This is a genomic window from Pseudomonas azotoformans (assembly GCF_001579805.1).
Taxonomy (GTDB): Bacteria; Pseudomonadota; Gammaproteobacteria; order Pseudomonadales; family Pseudomonadaceae; genus Aquipseudomonas; species Aquipseudomonas azotoformans_A.
Genome location: NZ_CP014546.1, coordinates 6,794,475 through 6,815,251 on the forward strand (window position 1 = coordinate 6,794,475; position 20,777 = coordinate 6,815,251).

A 20,777-nucleotide genomic window follows, 5' to 3' on the forward strand; every position below is an offset into this window, starting at 1 on the left:
CGCCATGTCGATCAACATCAGCACCGCCAACGAATTCATCGCCCGTCACATCGGCCCGCGCCAGGAAGATGAGCAGCAGATGCTCGCCAGCCTGGGCTTCGACTCCCTGGAAGCATTGAGCGCCAGCGTGATCCCGGAAAGCATCAAGGGCACCAGCGTGCTCGGCCTGGAAGACGGCCTGAGCGAAGCCGACGCACTGGCCAAGATCAAGGCCATCGCCCGCAAGAACCAACTGTTCAAGACCTACATCGGCCAGGGCTACTACAACTGCCACACGCCGTCGCCGATCCTGCGCAACCTGCTGGAAAACCCGGCCTGGTACACCGCCTACACCCCGTATCAACCCGAGATTTCCCAAGGCCGCCTGGAAGCGCTGCTGAACTTCCAGACCCTGATCAGCGACCTCACCGGCCTGCCGATCGCCAACGCCTCCTTGCTCGACGAAGCCACCGCCGCCGCCGAAGCCATGACCTTCTGCAAGCGCCTGAGCAAGAACAAGGGCAGCAACGCCTTCTTCGCCTCGATCCACAGCCACCCGCAAACCCTCGACGTGCTGCGCACCCGTGCCGAGCCGCTGGGCATCGACGTGGTGGTGGGCGATGAGCGCGAACTGAGCGACGTCAGCCCGTTCTTCGGCGCCCTGCTGCAGTACCCGGCGAGCAACGGTGACGTGTTCGACTACCGCGCACTGACCGAGCGCTTCCACGCCGCCAATGCCCTGGTGGCCGTGGCCGCCGACCTGCTGGCCCTGACCTTGCTGGCCCCGCCGGGCGAATTCGGCGCCGACGTGGCCATCGGCAGCGCGCAACGCTTCGGCGTGCCGCTGGGCTTTGGTGGCCCGCACGCGGCGTATTTCTCCACCAAGGATGCGTTCAAACGCGACATGCCGGGCCGTCTGGTCGGTGTGTCCGTCGACCGTTTCGGCAAGCCGGCCCTGCGCCTGGCCATGCAGACCCGCGAGCAACATATCCGCCGCGAGAAAGCCACGTCGAACATCTGCACCGCCCAGGTGCTGCTGGCCAACATCGCCAGCATGTACGCCGTGTACCACGGCCCCAAAGGCCTGACCCAGATTGCCCAGCGTGTGCACCAGCTGACCGCGATCCTGGCCAAGGGCCTGACCGCCCTGGGCTTGAAGGTCGAGCAGGAACACTTCTTCGACACCCTCACCCTCAACACCGGCGCCAACACCGCCGCGCTGCACGACAAGGCGCGTGCCCAGCGCATCAACCTGCGTGTGGTGGATGGCGAGCGTGTGGGTGTGTCGGTGGACGAAACCACCACCCAGGCCGATATCGAAACCCTGTGGGCGATCTTTGCCGACGGCAAGCCCCTGCCCGCTTTCGCCCAGACGGAAAACACGCTGCCAGCCGCCCTGCTGCGCCAGTCTCCCGTCCTCAGCCACCCGGTGTTCAACCGTTATCACTCGGAAACCGAGCTGATGCGCTACCTGCGCAAGCTGGCCGACAAGGACCTGGCGCTGGACCGCACCATGATCCCGCTGGGCTCGTGCACCATGAAGCTCAACGCCGCCAGTGAAATGATCCCGGTGACCTGGGCCGAGTTCGGTGCCCTGCACCCGTTCGCCCCGGCCGAACAAAGCGCCGGCTACCTGGAGCTGACCTCCGACCTGGAAGCCATGCTCTGCGCGGCCACCGGTTACGACGCGATCTCCCTGCAGCCGAACGCCGGTTCCCAGGGCGAGTACGCAGGCCTCTTGGCCATCCGTGCCTATCACCAGAGCCGTGGCGATGAGCGCCGCGACATTTGCCTGATCCCATCGTCCGCTCACGGCACCAACCCGGCCACCGCCAACATGGCGGGCATGCGCGTGGTCGTGACTGCGTGCGATGCACGCGGCAACGTCGACATCGAAGACCTGCGCGCCAAGGCCATCGAGCACCGCGACCACCTGGCCGCGCTGATGATCACCTACCCGTCCACCCACGGCGTGTTCGAAGAAGGTATCCGCGAAATCTGCGGCATCATTCACGACAACGGCGGCCAGGTGTACATCGATGGCGCCAACATGAACGCCATGGTCGGCCTGTGCGCACCGGGCAAATTCGGCGGCGACGTGTCCCACCTGAACCTGCACAAGACCTTCTGCATCCCTCACGGTGGTGGCGGCCCGGGCGTCGGCCCGATTGGCGTCAAGTCGCACCTCACGCCGTTCCTGCCCGGCCACGCGGCTATGGAGCGCAAGGAAGGCGCGGTGTGTGCGGCGCCATTCGGCAGCGCGAGCATTTTGCCGATCACCTGGATGTACATCAGCATGATGGGCGGTGCGGGCCTCAAGCGTGCTTCGCAACTGGCGATCCTGAATGCCAACTACATCTCCCGTCGCCTGGAAGAGCACTACCCTGTGCTCTACACCGGCAGCAACGGCCTGGTGGCGCACGAATGCATCCTGGATCTGCGCCCCCTCAAAGACAGCAGCGGCATCAGCGTGGACGACGTGGCCAAGCGCCTGATCGACTTCGGCTTCCATGCGCCGACCATGTCGTTCCCGGTGGCCGGCACCTTGATGATCGAGCCGACCGAAAGCGAATCCAAGGAAGAACTGGACCGCTTCTGCAACGCGATGATCGCCATCCGCGAAGAAATCCGCGCGGTGGAAAACGGCACCTTGGACAAGGACGACAACCCGCTGAAAAACGCGCCGCACACCGCTGCTGAACTGGTGAGTGAGTGGACGCATCCGTACACCCGCGAGCAGGCGGTGTACCCGGTGCCGTCGTTGATCGAAGGCAAGTACTGGCCGCCGGTTGGGCGGGTGGACAACGTGTTTGGTGATCGCAACCTGGTGTGTGCGTGCCCGTCGATCGAGCTTTACGCGTAAAGCAGTTTTAAGCGGCAAGCTTCAAGCGGCAAGTTAGAAGCCCCAGCGGCTCTTCCTTGCAGCTTGTGGCTTGTAGCTTGCGGCTGCCACATAACAAGAAACCGGAGAACAACCATGTCCCTTAGCGTGTTCGACCTGTTCAAGATTGGCATCGGCCCCTCCAGTTCCCACACCGTTGGCCCGATGCGTGCCGCCGCTCGATTCGTCGAGGGACTCAAGCGTGACGACCTGCTGAGCGCCACCACCAGCATCAAGGTGGAACTCTACGGATCGCTGGGCGCCACCGGTAAAGGCCACGGCAGCGACAAGGCCGTGCTGCTGGGCCTGGAAGGCGAACACCCGGACACCGTGAATACCGAAACCGTGGCCACCCGCCTGGCGCAGATGCGCAAGGACGGCTGCCTGAACCTGCTCGGCGAACACAGCATTGCGTTCAACGAGAAAGAACACTTGGCGATGATTCGCAAACCCCTCGCCTACCATCCCAACGGCATGATTTTCCGTGCCTTCGACGCCGCCACTATCCAGATCCGCAGCCGCGAGTACTACTCGGTCGGCGGTGGGTTTGTGGTGGATGAAGACGCCGCCGGCGCCGACCGGATTGTCGAGGATGCCACACCACTGACCTTCCCCTTCAAGCATGCCAAAGACCTCCTCGGCCATTGCACCACCTACGGGCTGTCCATCAGCCAGGTGATGCTGACCAATGAGAGCGCCTGGCGCCCAGAGGCAGAAACCCGCGCCGGGCTGCTGAAGATCTGGCAGGTGATGCAGGACTGTGTGGATGCGGGCTGTCGCAACGAAGGGATTTTGCCCGGCGGTTTGAAGGTCAAGCGTCGCGCCGCGGCCCTGCATCGCCAGCTGTGCAAGCACCCGGAGTCGGCGCTGCGTGACCCATTGTCGGTACTCGACTGGGTCAACCTTTACGCCCTGGCCGTCAATGAAGAAAACGCCAACGGCGGCCGCGTGGTCACGGCGCCCACCAACGGCGCGGCCGGCATCGTGCCGGCGGTGCTGCATTACTACATGCGCTTTATCCCTGGCGCGAACGAAGACGGCGTGGTGCGTTTCCTGCTCACCGCCGCTGCCATCGGGATTTTGTACAAGGAAAACGCGTCGATTTCCGGCGCCGAAGTCGGCTGTCAGGGCGAGGTCGGCGTGGCCTGTTCCATGGCGGCCGGGGCGTTGTGCGAAGTCTTGGGCGGCAGCGTTTCCCAAGTGGAAAACGCCGCTGAGATCGGCATGGAACACAACCTCGGCCTGACCTGCGACCCGATTGGCGGGCTGGTGCAGGTGCCGTGCATCGAGCGCAATGCGATGGGCTCGGTCAAGGCGATCAATGCGGTGCGCATGGCCTTGCGCGGTGATGGGCAGCACTTTGTGTCCCTCGACAAGGTCATCCGCACCATGCGCCAGACCGGCGCCGACATGAAAAGCAAATACAAGGAAACCGCCCGTGGCGGTTTGGCGGTCAACATTATCGAGTGCTGACGCCTAACGGCGCGCCAGCACGTTTTTCAGGAGCTGAATATGTCCACCGAAACCCTGTTGAAAACCCCTCTGCACGCCCTGCACATCGAACTGGGCGCCCGCATGGTGCCCTTCGCCGGCTACGACATGCCGGTGCAATACCCCTTGGGCGTGATGAAGGAACACCTGCACACCCGTGATCAGGCCGGGCTGTTCGACGTGTCCCACATGGGCCAGATCCGCCTCACCGGCGCCAATGCCGCCAAAGCCCTGGAAACCCTGGTGCCCGTCGACATCATCGACCTGCCGGTGGGCATGCAGCGCTACGCGATGTTCACCAACGACCAGGGCGGTATTCTCGATGACCTGATGGTGGCCAACCTGGGTAACGACGAACTGTTCCTAGTGGTCAACGCCGCCTGCAAGGACCAGGACCTGGCCCACCTGCGCCAGCATATCGGCGACCAGTGCACCATTGAGCCGCTGTTCGAAGAACGTGCGTTGCTGGCCCTGCAAGGCCCTTCGGCGGTGAAGGTACTGGCGCGCCTGGCACCGGAAGTCACCAAGATGACCTTCATGCAGTTCGCCACGCTGCGCCTGCTGGGCGTGGACTGCTACGTCAGCCGCTCGGGCTACACCGGCGAAGACGGCTTTGAAATCTCAGTGCCCGCCGCCAATGCCGAAAGCCTCGCGCGCAGCCTGCTGGCCGAGACCGAAGTACAGGCCATCGGCCTGGGCGCCCGCGACTCGCTGCGCCTGGAAGCCGGCCTGTGCCTGTACGGCCACGACATGAACACCGACACCACACCGATCGAAGCCAGCCTGCTGTGGGCGATCTCCAAGGCCCGTCGTGCCGACGGCGCCCGTGCCGGCGGCTTTCCGGGTGCCGACAAGATCTTCACCCAGCAGCAAACCGGTGTGAGCCGCAAACGTGTAGGCCTGTTGCCACAAGAACGCACGCCGGTGCGTGAAGGCGCAGAAATCGTCGACGCCGACGGCACCGTGATCGGCAGTGTGTGCAGCGGCGGCTTCGGTCCGACCCTCGGCGGCCCGCTGGCCATGGGTTACCTGGACAGCGCCTTCACCGCACTGGATACCGAAGTCTCTGCGTTGGTACGTGGGAAAAAGGTGCCACTACGTGTAAGTAAAATGCCATTTGTGCCGCAACGTTACTACCGTGGTTGATTGACTGTTTCTATAAGTAACGCGATTGCGTTAACGCGCACTAATTTGTAACGCAATCGCCATAAAACAGTGCACTCTCGATAGTCTTTTTTATAGGGATCAAGCTATAACAAGTGACCAACTCTATCGAATAAGTCGGATCCAGAACATTCACCCAAGTGTCATAAGCCCCAGCAAAACCTGGGCTTTTGGCAGGGCTTGTTTTTTCTCTATTAGTTGGCGTAGAGTTTGCCCACTGTGTTTGCATGGGTCGCTTGGAACCTGGACCTGGGCAGTAGCTGAAGTAGTTGTGCTACAACCCGTTCGACGTCTCTTACTTTCCTGCAACCCAGCCCAGTACTCTTTCCTGCGAAAGGGGCTGTCATTAATTTTTAGCGTCAAGGAAATAAGAAAATGGCTGAACGTCAGAGCGGTACCGTCAAGTGGTTTAACGACGAGAAAGGGTTTGGTTTTATCACTCCAGAAAGCGGTCCGGATCTGTTCGTGCATTTCCGCGCTATTCAGGGCAACGGCTTCAAGAGCCTGAAAGAAGGCCAGAAAGTGACGTTCGTTGCTGTGCAAGGCCAAAAAGGCATGCAGGCTGACGAAGTACAAGCGGAAGGCTGATCCCTCCTGCGACAAAAAGCCCCTGATGGTGACATCAGGGGCTTTTTTATGTGCGTTTGCTCGTAAAATGGCTTTTTTCACAAGAGAGCCCTGCCATGTCAAAACCCCTGCTGAGCCCTCAAGGCGAATTTCCCGCCGTTGGCCTGGGCCGTCGCCTGGCAGCGATGTTCTATGACTTTCTGTTGTGCACTGCCCTGCTGATCGTTACCGCGTTCGTCTACAAACTGATCTGGATCGCGTTTGTCGGTGAAGCGAAGATGCGCACCCTGACCGAATCCGGCGCGCTGGACGGCGACCCGTTGCTGTCGACGATTCTGCTGTTCGTGCTGTTCGGTTTTTTCGCCAAGTTCTGGACCCATTCCGGGCAGACCCTGGGCATGCAGGTGTGGGGCGTGCGCGTGCAGAACGCCGATGGCTCACGGATCAGCCTGTGGCAGGCGCTGTTGCGCTTTGTGGTATCGATTGCGTCGTGGTTGTGCGTGGGGCTGGGGTTTATCTGGTCGCTGGTTGATAAGCGCAAACGCAGCTGGCATGACATCTATTCCGACAGCCAGCTGGTTCGCATCCCCAAACAGAAAAAGTAACGACTCAGGCGTTGCCGGCCAGTTTCAGGCGGGCAGCCTGAGTGAAATCAAGCATGCGCTTGAGCGGGCGCACGGCCTGCGGGATCACTGAGGGCTCGACGAAGATCTCGTTGCTACCCTCGCGCAGGCACTGCAGCGTGCGTTCCAGCGTGTTCATCGCCATCCACGGGCAATGTGCGCAACTGCGGCACGCCGCGCCGTTGCCGGCAGTAGGCGCCTCGACAAAGACTTTATCCGGGCACAGCTGCTGCATCTTGTAGAAGATGCCGCGGTCGGTGGCAACGATGAAGGTCTTGTTCGGCAGGCGCTGAGCGGCAGCAATCAATTGGCTGGTCGAACCTACGGCATCCGCCAGTTCGATCACCGAGGTCGGCGACTCAGGGTGCACCAAAATCGCTGCATCCGGGTACAGCGCCTTCATGTCTTCAAGCTGCTTGGACTTGAACTCTTCGTGGACGATGCAGGCACCGTCCCACAGCAGCATGTCGGCACCGGTCTGGCGCTGGATGTAGGTGCCCAGGTGTTTGTCCGGGCCCCAGATAATCGTTTCGCCGTTGTCCATCAGGCTTTCGACGATTTCCAATGCACAACTGGAAGTCACCACCCAATCCGCCCGGGCTTTGACCGCCGCCGAGGTGTTGGCGTACACCACCACGGTGCGCTCGGGATGTTGGTCGCAGAACGCTGAAAACTCTTCCACCGGGCAACCCAGGTCCAGGGAACACGTGGCTTCCAGGGTGGGCATGAGGATGCGCTTTTCGGGGGTGAGGATCTTGGCGGTCTCGCCCATGAAACGCACGCCAGCGACCAATACGGTCTTGGCCGGGTGGGCAGCGCCGAAGCGAGCCATTTCCAGGGAGTCGGAGACGCAGCCGCCGGTTTCTTCGGCCAGGGCCTGGATCACCGGGTCACAGTAGAAGTGGGCCACCAGCACCGCGTCTTGAGCCTTGAGCTCAGCGGCGATGGCGGTACGCAGGCTCGCCTCTTCAGCGGCGCTGAGGGCCTTGGGCTGCTTGGCGTCGAGGTGGGCTTGAACCAGAAGGCGTTCGGAAATTTGCGTCATGTTCGCAAGACCTGCAGGCGCAGTTGCGCGAAAGTCGAGTGTACCACCGGCTCTGGAGCCCTTCGGGCGCCGCCGGACGAAGTGATTGTGTTCATCAAGCACGGGTTAAGGTGAAGCTGCGCAAGGCTACAGAATATCCAAGGGTTTCAAAAGCCTAATCTGGCATTCGTCGGTGCGTCTGCCGGGCAAAAAAAAGGCGCCTCCATCACTGGAGACGCCTTTTTTACAGCCGCGTCAGCGTGCCAGTGCGGACGGATCTTCCTGCAACATCACCGAAGCATGCAGACTGGCCAGGGCTTCCTTGACAGTGGACTCCTCCAGCGCATCCTTGGACTTCTTGCTTTCCTTGGCCGCGTATTCGAGCAACACCAGATAGTCGCGCTTGACCGACGCCTCTTTCGGCACCGTGGTGTCTTCCACCAACTTGCCCATCACATATTGCTGCGTGCGGGTGTTCTGGCTGGCACTTTGATCGAGGGTTGCACTGGCCAGCAGGCCGTCCTTGTAGGAAAGCTTGGCCGAACTGCTGGCCTTGTCCTGCACTTGTACGTAGCGATAGTTCTGCGACTCTGCGTTGCCGTCCAGGGCAGGCGCTTTGCCGCCCTTAAGCCCCTTATGGAAACTCGCGGACAGGCTCGACTGCTGGTCCTGGCTGACACTACGATCCAACAGGCTGTTGCCGCCGACGCGGGTCTTTTGCGAGACCTCGTAGGCGAAGCTGTCCACCTCAGACGGGCGCATCGGGTTAGGCGATTCGCTGGCCTGTTTGATGGATGCCTTGAAGTCCGCCAAGCCGGTCAGCAAGCCCTGGTCGGTCGAATTGCGCGTCAACGCTTCGGGCAGGGTAACGCCCTGTGGGTAATGGCTGTTCATGGCACTGAAAGCGTCTTTGAACATCGCCATCAGCTCTGGCTTGGCACTGCCGCGCTCCTGCGCCCGGTCGAATTGGGCGAGATAGCTTTGCAGGGCCTTGGCTTGTTGCTTGGCGTTGCCGAGGATCGCGGCGTTTTTCAGGTCGACGGCCAGGTTCAGCTCGCCGAGCGGGCCACTCATGCGGGTGGTGCGGCTTTGGCTGTCGGCGTGGAAGGCCAGGCTCAGGTCCTGGCCGTCCAGGGATTTGAGCGTGGCATTGAGGTCCACCGACGCCAGCAGCTTGGTGTCAAACTGCGTCAATTGGCTCAGGTCGAGCTTCGGTGGCATTGCCGTCAACCCATCCACGGCGGACTGGAAGGCGCTGCCCAGTTTGCCGACGGCCTTGAGCTCCTCATCGGTCAAGGTGCCACCGTCTACCGTCGCTTGCACACCCAGGCCATCGGTCTGGCTCGAGAGGCTGAAGGTGACGGTCTTGCCGCTGGCGGTCTTGATGCTGAGGCTGACCTGATTGTCGGCCTTGGTGTGCAGCAGGCCCTGATCAACTTTGATTTCACCCGCGTTCGCCGCGCGGTCGGCACTCGCGAACATCACCGACTGGGAAACCGCTGCCCCGCCCTTGGCGAACTGCGCAATCAGGCCGGCGCCCAAGCCACTGAAGCGGCTGGCCGTCGACTGCGAATTGAAGTTGGCGTTGAGCGACTTGCTGAGCGCGTCCTGGCTGTCACTTTCCCAGGCGCGCACGGTTTCTTGACCCGGTAATTGTCCGCGACGGGAATAGGTGTCGGAAAGCGTATCGGAGACGACGTTGCCCAGGCTGACGACTAAAGAGGGCCTCTTCAGGCTGACTTCAACGTTGTGCGTCAGGGTTGCAGGCGGCGTTTCTGTCGGACGGGCGATAAGCGTATTGCCGGTATTAATAGGCGAAAGCGTGGTCATGACGATCCCTGTCTTGAGCTGGACAATGCTCAATTTAACCAAGACTTCGATCGATTGACAGCACGTAGATAGCAAAGAGCCATGCCAAAAAGCTGGCTCCTTGCGGTTTTGCGAAAGTCAGAACCGGTAAGTCACCGATCCACCGAACCCATTGGCGCTGTTTTCATACTTGGCATCGTAGGTCAGCCCCACCTGGGAAAGGTTCTGATGGACCTTGATCGGCTCCTCCTTGAGGTAGGAATACGCCACATCGAACGTCAGGTTGTCGACGGGCGTCCAGCCGGCGCCCAGGCTGAAAACAGTGCGATCCCCCGTAGGAATCCGCACGGAACGGTCGGTGTTGTTGGTCGGCGTCTGGTCCACCGAGAAACCGGTCCGTAGTACCAGTTGTTTGTTGACCCGATACGCCGCGCCGATGGCGTGGGACCAGGTGTCATGCCAGTGCTGTTGTTCGGTGATCGAGCCCAGGCCGCCGAATTGAGCGGTAAGGTCGGACACGCCGTCGTTGTTGATGGTGATCTTCTTCAACTGGCTCCAACGGGTGTAGGTGCTGCCGAGGTAGAGGGTCCAGTCGTCATTCAGTTGATGGGTGACCGAGAAATCCACCGAGGAAGGCGTGGTCACGTTCAAACTGGCGTCATAACGCTGCGGGCCACCGTCAAAGGCATCGGAAATCAACCCGGAGGCGTGGGTCTTGCCGGTGAGGTGGTACACCACCTGCGAGTGGTAGGTCACGCCGATACGCGTACTTTCGAGGGGTTGCACCAGGATACCGGCGTTGAACCCGGTGGCGTTGTCGTCGCCTTTGACCTTCACGCTTTCGCCGGCTCCGCCACCCAGCGGCACATTGGAATCCAGCTCGCCACTGATGCGGTTGAAGGTCGGGCCGAAGCCTACCGACACCTTGTCGTTGAAGGCATAGCTGACCGTCGGCTGCACGGTGATGACCGAAACCTTGCTCTTGTTGCCGAAGCCATTGCCCTGGAAGCTGTGCTCATAGTCAGTCACCAGGCCGAACGGCGCATAGATGCCCAGGCCAAACGCCCAGTGCTCATCGATGGGCGTGACCAAGTAGCCCATCGGCACGGCAATACCGGGCACCATATCGCCCTTGTTGGTGCCTGGGTTGTCGGCACCGAACTGCGAGGAACTGGCGTTCTTGATATCGGTTTTGGCATCGAGGTAAGTCGCACCGAGACTGACTTCATTCTGCTTCAAGCGAGACATGCCGGCGGGGTTGCCGAACACGGTACTGGCGTCTTCGGCCGATGAGGAGCGACCGGCATAGCCCGTGCCCATTGAACTGATACTTTGTTCATTGAGCGCGAAACCACCGGCGAACAGCGGGGTTGAGGCAAGGGAAACGGCGAGCGCCAAGGCGCCTTTAAGAGTTTTGTTATTCATTATTAGGACTCGAATTGTGGGGCAGCGACGAGGAAGCTACCAACGTTCGAGCGGGGGGTTTATGAAGAGTTTTTCATGCGGAGGATTGTCGGACAATCCTATGTATATCAAAGACTTTTGTTGTTTTATCGTTTCTTTTTCTGACCTTTAACCCCGGTTGTGACCAGGCAGTTCCAGGCAGCCAACAGAGACCGCTGGCTGCCGGGTCGCCCTACACGTTCCAGTATTTATTCGCCGCCGCAATCGTCGCAAATTCCGTCGCGACCACATGGCCAATGCTGATCAGCATTGCCGCGTCATTGGCATACACATCGCGCAAGCGACCGCGTACCGCTTCATCGGGTTGGGTAGCCTTGATCACCAGCCGCGCCATTTTGATAGCCAGCTCGCGCCCCTCTTCGGGAGTTGCGGTGACCAGTGAATTGTTGGGTATCAGACTCATCAGGCATTTCCTTTTTTTAGATCGCACAGTGCGATGGCGCAGAGGATTCTAATCACTGTCGAGCCATATTGACAATATTTGTTGTCGTTATTGTTTTTTCTCCATGAACTGGATTTGTTAACGCTATACTCGCCCCTCCCAATCGCCAGCGAACCTGACCGCCCGTGAGTACCAAAAGTGACATCCTGCAGCTTCTCCAGCGCGAGCCACTGACCGTGGTGCAGCTCTGCGAACTTCTGGCCGTGACCCGCAATGCCGTGATCGTGCAGCTCAAACAGCTGGAGTCGGAGGGGTTGGTGCGCCGCAGCAAGATCCGTCCGCCTAACACTGTGGGCAAGCCTCCCGTGATCTTCGAAGCCGCACCGGGCAGCGAAGACGTCACCTCAACGGCTTATCAAATTCTGCTCACGCAGTTGCTGGCCACCCTGAAGGACCGCTACAACGTCGACGAGCTGGGTGATGTGCTGGAACAAACCGGCCGCCAGTTGGCCCAACGCGCTGGCCTAGCCAACCCCGTGGATTTTGACAGCGGCTTGCGTGCGGCCATGACGGCCGCCGACGCCTTGGGCGCGAGTACCGAGGCGGTGCCCCAGGGAGGTGGTGTGATGGTGCGCAACTTCACCTGCCCAGTGGGCAGCGTGGTGCGTGAAGAACAGTGTGTGTGCAGGGCGATGGCCGCGTTCTTTTCCGAAGCCACCGGGATGCCGGCGAGCGAACAGTGCTTGCGGGAGGATCGGCTGATTTGTCAGTACTTTATTGAGCACAGCGCCTGACAGGATTTCCCGAGAAATAAAAAAGGCCCCGGACTCTTTACGAGCCGGGGCCTTTAACGTTTCGAACAGGCAAAAAAAAACCCGGAAATCCTCACTTGCGTGGGCCTTCCGGATTTTCTAAACCGCCAAAAATGGTGGGTCGTGTGGGATTCGAACCTACGACCAATTGGTTAAAAGACAATTGAGGCGTTGGATTACGGAAGTTTCAGCAAAAGCCTCTACAACGCGCGTTCTGTCTGGCGTCGCAGCCTCTAATGAACCCACATTAGAGGCTACAGACCATGAAAACCACTGCTATCGCAGATACCAAAGGCGGCGTGGGCAAGACCACCGTCTGCGCGAACCTTGGCGCTTTCTGCGCCGACGCCGGGCTTCGAACACTGCTCATCGACCTTGACCCTACTCAACCCTCCCTCTCGTCGTATTACCCCCTGCTCCAAGAGGCAGAGGGCGGTATTTACGACATGCTCGCGTCCAACGTCATTGATCCTGCTCGTGTCATTTCCAGCACCACGATCTCGAATCTGTCGTTGATCCTCTCGAATGACGTTAACAACCAACTGAACAACCTACTTCTACAAGCGCCCGATGGACGGTTGCGTCTCCACCACCTAATGCCAGCATTCCAGGATCAATTCGATCTGGTGTTGATCGACACTCAGGGGGCCAAGTCGATCCTGGTGGAGATGGCAGCCTTGGCGTCGGACCTGGTGGTCTCGCCCCTTGAACCGAACATGCTCGCTGCTCGGGAATTCAACCGCGGGACGTTGCAGATGCTGGATGGCCTTCGCGCTTACGAACGGCTGGGTATGAAGATCCCGCCCGTGAAGATCGTATTCAACAGCACCGACCTGACCAACGACGCAAAAATGATCGAGCAATCGGTGAGGGAGGTCTTCAAAGACAGCTCCACGATCAATGTTCTGGAAAGCACCGTACCGGCTGCTGTGGTGTTTCGAAACGCTGCGTCCCTAGGCAAACCCGCTCATCGCTTGGAATACCGGCAACCCGCCCACCGTGAATCTCCCTCAGCTTTGGCGGTTATCAAAAGGTTGGCGATCGAGGTCTTCCCAGAATGGCGCGCACGCTTCGAATTGGTCACTCAGGAAGCGGTGATATCGCTTGTGAAGGGGGCACGTTGAGATGGCGAAGACTCCAATCACCGAAGCAAAAACCATCACCGCCGAGGTTGTGCTTGAGCTGAGTACGTACCACAACGCCAAAGACCTACGCAGCCTGCAAAGCAAGCTCACATCCACCGCTCGGGAACTCCATGGTTTCTCCAATAGCATCACGCTACGCGGCCGGATCGCGGGAAAATTGAGTTTTGAACAACGCCAGCTTCTTCGAGATGCGGCCAAACTGATTGAGTCCATCGGACTCAACATAGAACACGCGAAGGAGAAACGTCAGCGCTCTGAGGTGGCAGCCAAAATACGCCAGAAAGACCGTGATACTGCGGCGAAGAAACTTGTTGAATATGCCTATCCGCTACCCAGCGACACCCTTGGGCATAAGCTGGAAATCATTCGGCTGGCATTGGTGTTGAATCGAGCGGGATGCTTTCAGTCATTTTATTCGCCAGTTGAGTTTTCACTCAAATATCGGAATTACGTCACCGACACACCTAAAGTCATTGCTCGGAAACGCCAAAAGCTTTTTTGGGAAGCCAGGGTTTCCGCATTACGTGCCGACCTGAAATACGAAATTCAAGAACACCTGGCAATACAGAGTGAGGCGACTACTCAGGAGCGTTTCCTCGCCTTGCAGCGGCAGGTTGAGACATTTTATGTCCAGGTTTCAAACGACCCTTACGAAATCGAAACCCTCCAGCTTTGGTCGCAAGCCCTGTCCACGACAGAAATGCTGGAGGCTGATCAATGATGGACCGGCAGAAAGTCCTCGACCGCGTCGCCAAGTGCTTCGCCTTGGCCAACTCAAGCGGCGCCTCACCGAACGAGGCTCAAACTGCGCTGCGTCAGGCTCGAGCCCTGATGAAGCAGTACAACCTCGAAGCCATCGAAATAGCAGCTCACTCTATTGGGGACGTCAGCGTACCCACCGGCACCCGTCGCGCACCTCAAGACTGGCTGCACCACCTTGCCCTGATCTGCGGGCAGGCGTTTGACTGCAAACACCTCGCGTATCACAGCCAGGTGCAGGGCTGGTCATTCAAGTTCCTAGGCCAGGGCATTTCGCCAGAACTTGCAGCCCATGCCTACTCAGCGCTTCACCATCAACTGGTGGCAGCACGGCGAGAGCACGTCACGCGGCAAAAGCGCTGCCTGCTAAAGACCAAACGCCGCCGGGGCTTGCTGTTCACTGAGGGATGGCTGAACGCGGTGAACTACAAAGTCGCTAAGTTTGCCGGCGCGATGGACGATGAAGCCGACCAGGCGATAAACACCTACCTGGCACACCATCACCCGACACTCAAGACGTCCGAGATCCAGTCTCAAAAAGCCAAAGGACACGACGCCAACTCGTTGGAAGCCGGATGGCGACAGGGCCAGCAGGTGCAACTCCATCGAGGCGTGGGCAAGACACGTCAGGCCGAACTGGAGTACGTGGAATGAACCACCTCGACTTGTCACCTCCCTACTCTATAGAAGCAGAGCAAGGTGTTTTGGGCGGGTTGCTGCTGGACAACAACACCTGGGACCTGCTGGCGGACAGACTGGACTCTGTGGATTTCTTCCGGCATGAGCACCGATTGATCTTCCAGACGATTGCGACGCTTGCCAGCCAGGCCATTCCATTCGACGTCGTGACAGTGCTCGATGCTCTTGAAGTGCCCGAGGAGGCTGGCGGCCTCGGCTACCTGGGCGAGTTGGCTAAAAACACACCCTCGGTCGCCAACATAGAGCATTACGCATCCATCGTGCGTAATCGCTCCCGCCTTAGGCAGTTGATGTCGCTCGGCTACCAATGCTCCCGCCAAGCGACAGATCCTCAAGCCAATGCCGCCGATGTTCAGGAGTCCATTGAACAACAGCTGTTCGCTCTCGGCGGAGACAAAGCCGCATCGGAATTCATAAACATCCACCAGTGCCTGATAAACGTCGTGGAACAAATCGACGAACACTTCAACGGCAACGTGACGGTGACCGGTGTGCCTTCGGGCTTCGATGATCTGGATGCGAAAACTTCAGGGTTCCAGGACGCGGACCTGATCATTCTCGGCGCACGACCGTCGATGGGGAAAACCGCTTTGGCCTTGAACTGCGTGGACGCGGCTCTGCAAGCGAAGCCAAAACACACGGTTCAGATTTACAGCCTGGAGATGCCTGCAAAGGCACTCATTTATCGGCTGGTGGCCATCCTTGGCCATCTTGATCTTGGAAAGCTCCTGAAGGGAAAGCTCGACGATGACGATTGGCCAAAGTTGACCTCTGCGGTAGCGCGCATAAACAGCTATGGCGAGCGACTGGTCATTGATGACGCCTCAGGCATGACGCCTGCTGCCCTACGAGCCAAATCACGCAGAGCAGCGAGACGCTTCGGCCACCCTTCTCTCATTCTGGTCGATTACCTGCAAATGATGAACTGCCCTGGTCAGGAAAATAGAGCCAATGAAATTGGCGCCATCTCCCGCGCGCTGAAGGCCTTGGCCAAGGAGATGAACTGCCCGGTGATGGCCCTCTCCCAACTCAACCGTGAACTGGAACGCCGCCCGAACAAACGCCCGATCAACGCGGACTTACGTGACGGCGGCTCCATAGAACAGGACGCCGACCTGATCATGTTCATCTATCGAGATGAGTGCTACCACCCCGAGACCGAGCATAAAGGCGTTGCTGAAATCATCATCGGCAAAGCCCGCAATGGGCCCACCGGTACCGTCAGAACAGCGTTCATCCCCCACCAAACCCGTTTTGCGAATCTAAACGCCAACAGCGCCTGGCAAGGAGCCGCTGTATGAATGCTTTAACGCTGCCAGGTATCACCCATTGGTGCCTCTGCTGCAAGACTCACCACACCCACCAGCAGGTTCGACACTGCATACCTCACCCAACGCCTTATGAGGAGGAGGTTGAGGTGCTGGTTTGCCCCTACTGCGGCAGTTGCGACGTTGAAGAGTTGATCGATGCGCCACTTCACCTGACCCATCCGTCCCTGACGCAGCACTACAGCGTGGTGTTCCGAGTCCCTGGAGCCCGTGAAGCCGCACGTCAATTTCTGTATGAACTCGGGACCAAGTTTCCTGGCGATCAGACGCAGATTGTCGCGATCCAGACAGGCCACGCCTTGGCTAAAGAGGGGTCGGAACCATGATCGCCAGCCAATTACGTGGCGGGGGCGAAAACCTTCGTCAGTTGGTCGTTTTTGCTGAGGCTAACGGCTGGACGGTGTCACGCACACGAGGCGGCCACATCCGGTTTACCAAGCCTGGGCTTGGGTCGATCTACACCTCATCAACTTCCAGCGACTATCGCGCTGGACTTAACGCCAAAGCACGCCTTCGTCGTGCTGAACGCGCCATGCCCCAAAGCATCCAGGAGGAATAATGATGTCGAACCCACAACCCCGTAAACGTGACGAAAAATTCGTTGTTCGCCTTCCGGCGGGCATGCGCGATCAGATCGCAGCAAGGGCGAGCGAGAACGTGCGGTCCATGAACTCTGAATTTGTTCATCGCCTGCAAGCCACAACCAAACTGGAAGCAGATCTGGACCGTGCGCTACGCACCATTGATCAGCTATTGGCAATCACAGGTGCAGAGCGTTCTGGAGACGGGACATGAAAGAGTCCCTGATACAGTCCATGAAGGAAAAGATCATGCAGCCGGCGTTTGAATCCAAGGCCCCGGTAGTCGCGCGCATGAGCGACCCACTCGTCGACACGCCAATGGTGCTCACGCTGGATGAAACTCTGCCCTATGACGAAAACCCGCGAACCACACGCAACCCCAAATATGACGAGATAAAAGACTCGATTCGTCAGCGCGGCCTTGACGCCCCTCCTCCGGTTACTCGAAAACCTGGCGAGGAGAAATTTCGTATTCGGAATGGGGGGAACACGCGGCTAGCGATTCTCAACGAGCTGTACCAGGAAACGGGAGAAGAGCGGTTCTTCAAGTTTCACTGCCTTTTCCGGCCATGGGACGCGGATCGGGGGGAAATCATTTCTCTCACCGGGCACCTGGCAGAAAACGACCTACAGGGAGAGCTGCTGTTCATTGAGCGTGCCATGGGGGTCGAAAGAGCCAAGACGTTGTATGAGGCAGAATCACAAGAGAGTATTTCCCTGCGGGAGCTTTCACGTCGTCTGGCTGCTGACGGCTATCCCGTTTCTGCATCTCATTTGAGCCGCATGCAAGAGACCATCCGGCATCTTCTCCCCTCGGTTCCTGGACTACTGTATTCGGGGTTGGGAACAGATCGAATCATAAAACTGTTGGCGCTAAGAAAATCCGCCCTTTTGTGCTGGGAACGAAACACCCAGGACAACGACAAAAGTTTGAGTTTCGAAAGAGTTTTCCAGGATGTCCTGACACAGTTCGAGGGTGATGCGGAGGAGTTCTTATTCCCACGTTTCCAGGATGAGCTGATCCATCAGCTTAAAACGCCCCTCGATCTTGGTTACGAGAAAATCCTTTTCGATATCACGCAGAATCAGGATCAACTGCGTCGTGCAACGCCGGTCATTGAAACCCCAGCACCAACGCTTGATAGCACGGCCAGCAAGCAGGCAAAAAAACAGCACTCCTCAGACGATCGAGTTAACTCGCTGGAGCCAGAAACGCAGAATCACAGCGAACAACCAATACACGCTCCCCCTGCACTATTGCCATTACCCACCTCGCAGATGAGTGCCGAGGAAGTGCAATTACGGCTCGAAGGTCATGTTGTCACCCCAGTGTCGACAACGGCCAAAGTGGTGCAAATAAAACAGCGTCTGGCAGCAATTGACGGCGAAGAGCTTCCCGACTTCAACACCAACGCGCTCGTGGCGATTCCTGTGCAAGCCGGTGGCCTGCACCCCATTTCTGATCTTTGGTATATCGAGCGTGAGATCGATACACCCGAACTGCTCCGCATCCACATTGCGCAGTTGGCCAGGGAGATTCTCAACTCTGTGAATGCCCCCGGCGAGGCCCACGCCGTTAAAGGAGGGATTGGATTCGCCTACAGCCACGCCGATGATGAAGCAGAAATGTCGGTTACCGCTCAACACACCGTGACGTTGCTGCATTCATTGAGCGGATCGGTTGCGATCGCGCTGACTGCAATCACCCAACAGCCCGAACTGCAGATCGGCGCTCTCGCCGACTTCGAATTCGCCGCTGGCCTTGGTCAGCTCCTGTTGGGGCAACCACTCGCCAAAGATCAGCCCCCTAGCCATTCAGGCCGCCTGAGCGATGAAGCACTTGTGAAGCTATTTCGTGTTATTCGCCTGTCAAGGCGCCTGATTGATCTTGAAATCACGGCTCTCCAAGACCCTGCGTACAAGATCGACAATTGATGAGAAGCGTTCACCAGAGGAAGTCGTAATGTCCAAGACGCCGATTAATGAGGCCATCCTGTCTCAAGTGCTCCACAACATGCGCAATGGTCAGCTACGACGCTGCATAGAAATGGGCCTGGAACCCGAACTACTCGCCCAACTCCAGCAGCCGTCGGTATTGAGTTTACTGCTCAACACCCCTGTTTCCTGGTGCACGGTGACCATTGATGGAGATATGGTGAAAAAGCTTCTCAACGGAGCCCAACGTTCAGATGAAGAGGTTCGTATGCTTGAGCGCGCCCTGCGTCTTGGCGCGACCACGCAGATGCTGCAACAGTTTTTCGGCCTATCCCCGCAAGATGTTGCTCTTCAACGTCTGATGATGGGCATTACCGCACGTCGTGGCCGTTGGCGCGAATTCAGCGAGGAGATGGATACGCAGCTTTGGTATCGCTGGACTGACCTGATGAAGGAACATCACGTCGACTTAAAGGACACCTCAGCCCTACTCAATGTCGCTATGTTGGTGGCTGAAGAGCTGAATGCACCTCAGAAAAATGGTGCAGAGGATGATGGTCACGACAGCCTCAGCCTGGCCGTCATCTGGAACCGTATTCAAAACTGGATCAGGGAGGGCCTCTATCCTCCTCCCAACGGTGGCATCTGGAATCCCCGTAAACTGCGAATGCTCAAGACTCCACACCAACGTGGACGGCTCAAAACATCGGCAGAAGGTGATGCCGAGCTATGAAGGTTTCCCGACTTCCATTGTCGTCGATTTTGGACTCGGCCAAGGGTCACCTTGAGGCTCACTTACTGAAGAAAAAAGATGAGGCGGCTCCCGGAGCCCAAGGCGCCTCCTCCTACTCAGGCATTATCTTTAGCGGAAATCCTCATGAGACGGTGCCCCGCCGGCTATTGCTGGACAATCGGCTCAGCCCCCTAGAGAGAAATACCTGGCAGGTGTTTCGTCTGTTGATCAATGACGATGGCCTGACAGCATTTCCCACCTATGACCAACTGCGGCCCTACCTAGGTATGCACCCCGGAAAGCAGGCCTCGCGGGAAACCATCTCCAAAGCATTGGTTCTGCTCCGCCTGACACGTTGGCTCAGCCTGGGCAGACGTTTACGCAATGACCTCAGCGGCCAGATCCAGGGCAACGTTTATCTACTGCATGACGAGCCGATAACGCCAGCTGAAGCCATAGAGCTCGACAAGGATTACCTACAGCTACTCACCCAGTCCGTTAACCATCAGACCAAGGTGATTCGAGAAGTCGCCCAGATTGCATTGAGGGAGTTCGCGGCAGACTCCGATGTTGGTCAGCGTTTGCCAACTCGTCTAGACATCATCGAATCTCATATCAACGAGCAGCCTTGGGCAAGCGATCTGGCTTCAGCATCTCCCGAAGCACCTGAGTTCGGAATCCGAACTCAGCAAAACAACTCCCCGCTATCACTGAGTTCGGATTCCGAACTCAGTGAAAAAAGCCTCACAGAAACCATTCCCGCGCCCAGTTCGGAATCCGAACTCAGTGGAAAATCGCGGAGTACGCACTCAGTTCGGAATCCGAACTCATATAGTACGTATACAAATACAAACAAAGATGTTTGTAAAAAGCTTGTACATGTACCCCCTGACTCGCAGGAAACCGCTGGAGACTTTCTCGCGGCGATGCACCGTCTGCCGCCAGATCAAAAACACACGGCATCGCAGGCACTGCAAAAAGTCCCAGAGAACTTGAGACCGGCGCTCGTTGAGCAATGGGCACACCGATGCAACTTGGGTGATGTTCGCAACCCGCTTGGCTACCTGATGACCCTAGTCACCAAGGCAGTACGCGGTGACTTCAACAGCCAGTGGGTACCTGGCGAGATGCCTGCGACGAATAACGGTCTTGCAGGCCAAGCAGATACGGCTACCGGTCAGAGCACGCCTGCTCCAGAGGCAGGTCATCAACCTAACATCGTAAATATGCCCCCCAGCGCGGAATCGATGAAGACAGCGAATCAGCAACTCAGTGAAATGATGCTGCTTTTGAGAGCTGTCCAGCGGAATTCGCCTGACCGTCGGACTTGATCAGGGAGCCGCTACGGAATCCTGGCCAAGTGATGTGCGCCACATCACTCGGCCAGGATCCGGCACCTGA

The 20,777-nt window shown here is 58.3% G+C and carries 20 protein-coding genes; 16 read left to right on the forward strand and 4 right to left on the reverse strand.

The window, feature by feature from the left end; translation table 11 throughout:
- Window positions 1-4: 4 nt before the first annotated feature.
- The 5 genes from gcvP to AYR47_RS31340 all read left to right on the forward strand — a co-directional run bounded on the left by gcvP (window position 5) and on the right by AYR47_RS31340 (window position 6,687).
- A complete protein-coding gene (gcvP, locus tag AYR47_RS31320; protein ID WP_061449352.1) occupies window positions 5-2,842 on the forward strand; it encodes an aminomethyl-transferring glycine dehydrogenase in 2,838 nt (945 codons plus the stop codon).
- Between the two features lie 114 nt (window positions 2,843-2,956).
- Window positions 2,957-4,333: an L-serine ammonia-lyase gene (locus tag AYR47_RS31325; protein ID WP_033896361.1), complete on the forward strand. Its 1,377-nt coding sequence runs from the start codon at window positions 2,957-2,959 to the stop codon at window positions 4,331-4,333.
- A 39-nt stretch (window positions 4,334-4,372) separates the two neighbouring features.
- Window positions 4,373-5,497, forward strand: coding sequence for a glycine cleavage system aminomethyltransferase GcvT (gene gcvT / locus AYR47_RS31330; RefSeq protein WP_061449353.1), 1,125 nt, complete (start codon window positions 4,373-4,375; stop codon window positions 5,495-5,497).
- Window positions 5,498-5,890: 393 nt separating this feature from the next.
- A complete protein-coding gene (locus tag AYR47_RS31335; RefSeq protein WP_003365337.1) occupies window positions 5,891-6,103 on the forward strand; it encodes a cold-shock protein in 213 nt (70 codons plus the stop codon).
- A 95-nt stretch (window positions 6,104-6,198) separates the two neighbouring features.
- Window positions 6,199-6,687: an RDD family protein gene (locus AYR47_RS31340; protein ID WP_033902224.1), complete on the forward strand. Its 489-nt coding sequence runs from the start codon at window positions 6,199-6,201 to the stop codon at window positions 6,685-6,687.
- A 4-nt stretch (window positions 6,688-6,691) separates the two neighbouring features.
- Here the strand turns inward: AYR47_RS31340 and nadA are convergent, their stop codons facing one another.
- The 4 genes from nadA to AYR47_RS31360 all read right to left on the reverse strand — a co-directional run bounded on the left by nadA (window position 6,692) and on the right by AYR47_RS31360 (window position 11,405).
- A complete protein-coding gene (gene nadA / locus AYR47_RS31345) occupies window positions 6,692-7,750 on the reverse strand; it encodes a quinolinate synthase NadA (RefSeq protein ID WP_033902225.1) in 1,059 nt (352 codons plus the stop codon).
- 234 nt (window positions 7,751-7,984) lie between these two features.
- On the reverse strand, window positions 7,985-9,559 hold the full coding sequence (locus tag AYR47_RS31350; protein ID WP_237142519.1) for a lactate dehydrogenase: 1,575 nt from the start codon (window positions 9,557-9,559) through the stop codon (window positions 7,985-7,987).
- Window positions 9,560-9,676: 117 nt separating this feature from the next.
- A complete protein-coding gene (locus AYR47_RS31355) occupies window positions 9,677-10,963 on the reverse strand; it encodes an OmpP1/FadL family transporter (RefSeq protein ID WP_033902226.1) in 1,287 nt (428 codons plus the stop codon).
- Window positions 10,964-11,174: 211 nt separating this feature from the next.
- On the reverse strand, window positions 11,175-11,405 hold the full coding sequence (locus AYR47_RS31360; RefSeq protein WP_033902227.1) for a hexameric tyrosine-coordinated heme protein: 231 nt from the start codon (window positions 11,403-11,405) through the stop codon (window positions 11,175-11,177).
- A 164-nt stretch (window positions 11,406-11,569) separates the two neighbouring features.
- On the opposite strand from AYR47_RS31360, the gene AYR47_RS31365 reads away from it, so the two are divergent.
- The 11 genes from AYR47_RS31365 (at window position 11,570) to AYR47_RS31415 (ending at window position 20,707) form a co-directional block, all read left to right on the forward strand.
- Window positions 11,570-12,178: a helix-turn-helix transcriptional regulator gene (locus AYR47_RS31365; protein ID WP_033902228.1), complete on the forward strand. Its 609-nt coding sequence runs from the start codon at window positions 11,570-11,572 to the stop codon at window positions 12,176-12,178.
- 281 nt (window positions 12,179-12,459) lie between these two features.
- Window positions 12,460-13,320: a ParA family protein gene (locus tag AYR47_RS31370; RefSeq protein WP_061449354.1), complete on the forward strand. Its 861-nt coding sequence runs from the start codon at window positions 12,460-12,462 to the stop codon at window positions 13,318-13,320.
- A 1-nt stretch (window position 13,321) separates the two neighbouring features.
- Complete coding sequence (locus AYR47_RS31375; protein WP_061449355.1) at window positions 13,322-14,062, forward strand: hypothetical protein; 741 nt, start codon at window positions 13,322-13,324, stop codon at window positions 14,060-14,062.
- Window positions 14,059-14,754 carry a DUF2786 domain-containing protein gene (locus AYR47_RS31380; protein ID WP_061449356.1) on the forward strand — a complete coding sequence of 232 codons (696 nt, stop codon included), beginning with the start codon at window positions 14,059-14,061 and terminating at the stop codon, window positions 14,752-14,754. The genes AYR47_RS31375 and AYR47_RS31380 overlap by 4 nt, the downstream gene beginning before the upstream one ends.
- On the forward strand, window positions 14,751-16,100 hold the full coding sequence (dnaB, locus tag AYR47_RS31385) for a replicative DNA helicase (RefSeq protein ID WP_061449357.1): 1,350 nt from the start codon (window positions 14,751-14,753) through the stop codon (window positions 16,098-16,100). Before AYR47_RS31380 ends, dnaB begins: the two co-directional genes overlap by 4 nt.
- On the forward strand, window positions 16,097-16,453 hold the full coding sequence (locus AYR47_RS31390) for a hypothetical protein (RefSeq protein WP_061449358.1): 357 nt from the start codon (window positions 16,097-16,099) through the stop codon (window positions 16,451-16,453). Before dnaB ends, AYR47_RS31390 begins: the two co-directional genes overlap by 4 nt.
- Complete coding sequence (locus AYR47_RS31395; RefSeq protein ID WP_061449359.1) at window positions 16,450-16,686, forward strand: type II toxin-antitoxin system HicA family toxin; 237 nt, start codon at window positions 16,450-16,452, stop codon at window positions 16,684-16,686. Before AYR47_RS31390 ends, AYR47_RS31395 begins: the two co-directional genes overlap by 4 nt.
- A 2-nt stretch (window positions 16,687-16,688) precedes the next feature.
- Window positions 16,689-16,922, forward strand: coding sequence for an Arc family DNA-binding protein (locus tag AYR47_RS31400; RefSeq protein WP_061449506.1), 234 nt, complete (start codon window positions 16,689-16,691; stop codon window positions 16,920-16,922).
- Complete coding sequence (locus AYR47_RS31405) at window positions 16,919-18,643, forward strand: ParB family protein (RefSeq protein WP_061449360.1); 1,725 nt, start codon at window positions 16,919-16,921, stop codon at window positions 18,641-18,643. The genes AYR47_RS31400 and AYR47_RS31405 overlap by 4 nt, the downstream gene beginning before the upstream one ends.
- A 28-nt stretch (window positions 18,644-18,671) precedes the next feature.
- The gene (locus AYR47_RS31410) at window positions 18,672-19,376 is read left to right on the forward strand and encodes a DUF2857 domain-containing protein (RefSeq protein ID WP_061449361.1); all 705 of its coding nucleotides are present in this window, start codon (window positions 18,672-18,674) and stop codon (window positions 19,374-19,376) included.
- The gene (locus AYR47_RS31415; RefSeq protein ID WP_061449362.1) at window positions 19,373-20,707 is read left to right on the forward strand and encodes an STY4528 family pathogenicity island replication protein; all 1,335 of its coding nucleotides are present in this window, start codon (window positions 19,373-19,375) and stop codon (window positions 20,705-20,707) included. The genes AYR47_RS31410 and AYR47_RS31415 overlap by 4 nt, the downstream gene beginning before the upstream one ends.
- The last annotated feature ends 70 nt before the right edge of the window (window positions 20,708-20,777 follow it).